At 72.9% G+C, this 4,889-nt stretch carries 5 protein-coding genes; 3 read left to right on the top strand and 2 right to left on the bottom strand.

Translation table 11 applies throughout. The features are described 5' to 3' along the window. Window positions 1-621 (top strand): TerD family protein (locus tag E2E34_RS31465; protein WP_208765392.1); only part of this gene is annotated, 621 nt, incomplete at its 5' end. Between the two features lie 19 nt (window positions 622-640). On the opposite strand, the gene E2E34_RS31460 is transcribed toward E2E34_RS31465, so the two are convergent. Continuing rightward, window positions 641-868, bottom strand: a complete 228-nt coding sequence (locus E2E34_RS31460) for a hypothetical protein (protein WP_138898319.1) — start codon at window positions 866-868, stop codon at window positions 641-643. 775 nt (window positions 869-1,643) lie between these two features. Here E2E34_RS31460 and E2E34_RS31455 point away from each other — a divergent pair. Then, a complete protein-coding gene (locus E2E34_RS31455) occupies window positions 1,644-2,531 on the top strand; it encodes a protein kinase domain-containing protein (protein ID WP_167518428.1) in 888 nt (295 codons plus the stop codon). Here the strand turns inward: E2E34_RS31455 and E2E34_RS31450 are convergent. Beyond that, a complete protein-coding gene (locus E2E34_RS31450; protein ID WP_138905258.1) occupies window positions 2,497-3,939 on the bottom strand; it encodes an alkaline phosphatase PhoX in 1,443 nt (480 codons plus the stop codon). The two genes, E2E34_RS31455 and E2E34_RS31450, sit on opposite strands and share 35 nt — an antisense overlap. A 104-nt stretch (window positions 3,940-4,043) precedes the next feature. Between E2E34_RS31450 and E2E34_RS31445 the strand changes: the two genes are divergently transcribed. Then, window positions 4,044-4,847, top strand: coding sequence for an SDR family NAD(P)-dependent oxidoreductase (locus E2E34_RS31445; RefSeq protein WP_138905257.1), 804 nt, complete (start codon window positions 4,044-4,046; stop codon window positions 4,845-4,847). The last annotated feature ends 42 nt before the right edge of the window (window positions 4,848-4,889 follow it).

The raw sequence follows: 4,889 nt of genomic DNA, 5'->3' as shown, positions 1-4,889 counted from the left end.
CCCGCGGCTCCCGCCGCCCCGCCGGCGCCCCCCGCCGCGAGCGGCAAGGTGAACCTCGACAAGGGCCGGGTCAGCCTCCAGAAGAACCAGACGGTCTCCCTGGTCAAGGGCGGCCGCCCGCTGCTCTCCCAGGTCAAGATGGGCCTCGGCTGGGAGCCGGCCTTCCGGGGCAAGGACATCGACCTGGACGCGTCCGTCATCGCGTACGACGGGACGCGCAAGCACATCGACAGCTGCTACTTCGGCAAGCTGTCGATCCTGGGCGGCGCGGTCAAGCACTCCGGCGACAATCTCACCGGCGAGGGCGCGGGCGACGACGAGGTCATCACCGTCGATCTCGGCCGCATCCCGCCGGAGGCGACGGGCCTGGTGTTCACGGTGAACTCCTTCACGGGACAGAAGTTCACCGAGGTGGCGAAGGCCTACTGCCGACTGCTGGACGCGGCGACCGGTGAAGAGCTGGTCCGCTTCGACCTGACGGGCGCCGAGCCGCAGACGGGAGTGATGATGGCAAAGCTGATCAGGCAGTTCTCTGGCGAATGGGAAATGACCGCGATGGGCGACTTCGTGAAGAGTCGCACCGTTCGCGGCATGGTCAAGCCGGCAGCCCAGGCCCTCTAGCGCTCGTGCGCGGGAGGGGCTAGAGCTTGGTCAGTTTGGTGAAGGGGCTCAGGATGCGCCCCTGTCGCCCGGCGAAGTCGATGAGAACCGCCGCCTCGCCTTCGACGGCGACGACCCTCCCGAGTCCGAACTGATCGTGCGAAACCCGGTCGCCCACCTCGAAGACCTCGATCGGGGGGGCGTCCGCGGCGGGGACGTTGAAGGGACTGGACGGCAGGTAGCGCCGGGCTCCGGCTGACTTTGTCATTAGTTGAGAGTATGCGCCCCGCGAGGCCGCCACGCCATGCCCGTCCATGATCACTTCGCCCGGAGGCGGTCGGCGACCGCCTCCGGCCCGGGTGGCGGCACCCCGTGGATCGCCCGGCCCACAAGGCCATACGCGGTGTGCGGCGCAGCCGTCGCGAACGCAGCGTGACCGGGCCGGCACCGGCGAAATTCACAGGGAAGACGGAATTCTCCGCCGTCGTCCGGGCCGGTCCGCGGTCCGCCGCCGGGCCCGGTCGCCGGGCGCGGCCCGCTCGCCGGTGGCGACGACCGGACGCCGAACAGGCGCCGAACGCACGACGAACACACGTGCCCGCCCTCAAGGACTCTGCGGAGAAACGAAATTGACGGCTCCGGTCAGAAAGGACGCCGGGATATAGCCCCGCAGTGGTGCGAAACGCAGGCGAATTCGCCAGGAAAGCCCGCCCGAATAACGCTGTCCGGCCGCCGGCCCGGCAGCGCCAAGGCCGCATAACCGCTGTTCAGAGCCCCATCTCTCGCCGCTCCCCGGCGCCGGTGACCTCATGATCGGGCTCCGCCCGGCGCCGGGGAACCATTCGGCGCCCGCGCCCACCGGAAACGCGCGCTCCCACGACCGGAGTTCCACGGCGGCGGTGGCGTCAATTCGTGCGGTGCGAGTACCCGCAAGGCGAGTTGTTTCCCCGGGGACGCAACCGCCCGGCCGCCGGACGCGTCGCAGAGGGCGTCCGGGACACTGGGTCACGATCACGATCGCGTACGACCGGAGGGACCACGGCATGGCCGAGCGCGCGGAGTACCGGACCGTCTCACTGATCGGTGAGGGCGGTACGGGCCGTGTGCACCTGGCACGGGACCCCGCCGGGGGGCTGGTCGCGCTGAAGACCGTCCACGACCGGCTGACCGAGGCCCCCCGGTTCCGCGAGCGCTTCCGGCGCGAGGCCGCCGCCGCCCTGCGGGTGCGCGGGCCGTTCACCGCGACGGTGGTCGACACCGGCACGGAGGACCGGCAGCCCTGGCTCGCGGCCGAGTTCTGCGCGGGGCCGCCGCTGGTGGAGGCCATCACCACGGCGGGACCGCTGGGCCCGGCGGACCTCGGCACGTTCGGCTCGGCGATCGCCGTGGCCCTGTCGGCGATCCACGGCGCCGGTCCGGCCCTGCTGGACCTCAAGCCGGCCCACGTGCTGATCACCCACCGCGGCCCGAAGATCGTCGACTTCGGCACCGTCGGCCGCTCCGCCGGTCTCGACCCGGCCGGCCACGGCTTCCTGGGCTTCGTCGCCCCCGAGGAGCTGACGCCGGGCAGCCGGGCCGACACGCCCGCCGACGTCTTCGCCCTGGGCGCGCTCCTCGCCCTGTCCAGCACGGGGCGCAACCCCTTCGGCTCGGGCAGCGCCGCGCAGGTCACCGAGCGGACCCTGCACGACGCGCCCGACCTCGTCGGCGTACCGGGCGGCGAATGGCCCGGCTTCCTCGCCGCCTGCCTGGCCAAGACCCCGGCCGGCCGGCCGAGCATGCCCGAGGCCCTCGCCTGGTGCGCGGAGCGAGCCGCCGCCGGGCCGTGGTGGGAGCAGGAGCTGGTGGCCGACCTGATCCGCGAGCACGAGCGCGAGCTCGCCGAACTCCTCGCCGTCAGTGAGAACGGCGACGCCGCCACGGACCGGTGATGGCGACCATGATGCCCGGGTCCTGGATGTTGGCGTAGAGCGTCCTGCCGTCGGGAGAGAAGACGACCCCGGTGAACTCGCTGAACTCGGGCTCGGCCTCGCTTCCCACGTTCAGCTCGTTGCGGGCGATCGGGTACGTGCGACCGCTCTCGGTGGCGCCGAAGAGGTGCTGGCCGCCCTCGCCGTCCTCCGCGACGACCAGCCCGCCGTACGGCGAGACGGTGATGTTGTCCGGGCCGTCGAACTGTCCGCCCGTGCCGAGCAGGACCTTCAGCGTGAGCGTGCGGCGCCTGGGGTCGTAGAACCACACCTGGCCGTCGTGCGGCTCGCCCGGGCTCTCGTCACGGGCGTACGAGGACACGATGTACGCGCCGCCGTCGGCCCACCACATGCCCTCCAGCTTGCGGGCGCGCGTGATGTCCCCGTCGTCGAACTGCTCGCGCACCGCGACCGTGCGGCCGTCCCGGTCGGGTACGTCGATCCAGTCGACGCCGTAGACCGTGCCGATGCGGGTGGCACGCGACAGGTCGTCGACGAACCGGCCGCCGGAGTCGAAGCACTTGGTGGCCTGGAGGACACCCGCGTCGTCGGCGAGCCGGCGCAGCTGCCCCCGGCCGTGCTTGAAGCCGTGCGGCGGGACCCAGCGGAAGAGCAGCCCGTTGGGCTGCGAGGCGTCCTCGGTGAGGTACGCGTGACCGCGCTTGGGGTCGATGACGACGGCCTCGTGGTCGAAGCGGCCGAACGCCTTGACGGGCCGGGGGTCCCGGTTGGCGCGGCGGTCGTACGGGTCGACCTCGAAGACGTAGCCGTGGTCCTTGGTCATGCCGTTCTGGCCGGCCCGGTCGGAGTTCTCCTCGCAGGTCAGCCAGGTGCCCCAAGAGGTGCTGCCACCGGCGCAGTTGGTGGAGGTCCCCGCGATCCCCACCCACTCGGCGACCTCGCCGCCGCGGTGCACCTCGACGACCGTGCAGCCGCCGGACGCGGCCGGGTCGTACACCAGTCCTTCGGCGAGCGGCACGGGGTGCTTCCACTTGGAGCGCGCGCCCTTGAGCTCGTGGTTGTTGACGAGCAGCGTCGTGCCGCGCGGGCCGTCGAAGGCGGCGGTGCCGTCGTGGTTGGACGGCGTGTACTCGCCGGACTCCAGCCTGGTGACACCGGAGTGCGTGATGATCCGGTACGAGAAACCCGCCGGGAGGGCCAGGATGCCCTCGGGGTCGGGGACGAGCGGCCCGTAACCGGGGCCGGGCCCGCCCTTGCCGGCCCGCTCACCGGTGGCGTCGGTCTCCGCCGGGTCGTCGGCGGCGAGGGCCCCCGGTGCGGTGGCGAGCGCGCCGACGGTGCCGACGAGGGCCACCGAGGCGCCCGTGAAAGCGGAGCGTCTGGCGAAGTCCCTGCGGGTGATCGTCATTCGTACCTCCTGAGGCCCGTGAGGGGCACGTGTTTTCGGGGTCAGGCTCGCGCGCGCGTATAAACGGGGGCTGAACACCGCCCGTCCTCCGAGAGGCCACCGTCATGCACCTGCCCCCGCACGCGCCGCCGCAGCCGCTCCCCGGCCTGCCGTCCTCCGGCCGCCGCGTCCTCGTCAGCGGCGCGTCGCGCGGGCTCGGCCGCGCCGTCGCCCACGCCTTCGCGGCGGGCGGCGACCGTGTCGCGGTCCACTACGGCTCGCGGCGCGAGGACGCGGTGCGGACCCTCGAAGGGCTGCCCGGTACGGGCCATGTGCTCGTCGGCGGTGACCTGTCCGACCCGGCGGGCGCGGCGGCCGTGGCGGACCTGGCGGCGGAGGGGCTCGGCGGCATCGACGTACTGGTGAACAACGCGGCGGTCAACGAGCGCCATCCGCTCGCCGAGACGCCGTACGACGCGTGGGCGGACGTGTGGCAGCGCCATGTGTCCGTCAACCTGCTCGCCACGGCCAACCTCAGCCATCTCGCGGCCCGCCGCATGATCGACCGGGGGACGGGCGGACGGATCGTCAACATCGGTTCGCGCGGCGCGTTCCGCGGGGAGCCCGATCACCCGGCGTACGGGGCGACGAAGGCGGCGGTGCACGCGCTCGGCCAGTCGCTTGCGGTCTCCCTCGCGCCGTACGGCATCGGGGTCGCGTCGGTGGCGCCGGGCTTCTTCGACACCGAGCGCGTCGCGCACCGGCTGAGCGGCGCGGAGGGCGAGGCGATCCGGGCCCAGAGCCCGTTCGGCCGGGTGGCGTCGGCGGAGGAGATCGCGGGGGCGGTGGTGTGGCTGGCGTCGCCGGGGGCGGAGTGGTCGTCCGGGGCGGTGCTGGACCTCAACGGGGCGTCCTATCTGCGCACTTGAGGGTGCGGAGTGACGGGTGCGGCGGGACGGCCGGCCGGGTGT

This window comes from Streptomyces albidochromogenes, assembly GCF_005981925.1.
Lineage (GTDB): Bacteria > Actinomycetota > Actinomycetes > Streptomycetales > Streptomycetaceae > Streptomyces > Streptomyces albidochromogenes.
The sequence above is the reverse complement of the archived record's forward strand: the minus strand, read 5'-3'. Positions and strand labels throughout refer to the sequence as shown.

Coding starts and splice junctions, on each gene's coding strand:
- E2E34_RS31460 (WP_138898319.1), bottom strand. CDS start 868: ATGACAAAGTCAGCCGGAGCCCGGCGCTACCTGCCGTCCAGTCCCTTC.
- E2E34_RS31455 (WP_167518428.1), top strand. CDS start 1,644: ATGGCCGAGCGCGCGGAGTACCGGACCGTCTCACTGATCGGTGAGGGC.
- E2E34_RS31450 (WP_138905258.1), bottom strand. CDS start 3,939: ATGACGATCACCCGCAGGGACTTCGCCAGACGCTCCGCTTTCACGGGC.
- E2E34_RS31445 (WP_138905257.1), top strand. CDS start 4,044: ATGCACCTGCCCCCGCACGCGCCGCCGCAGCCGCTCCCCGGCCTGCCG.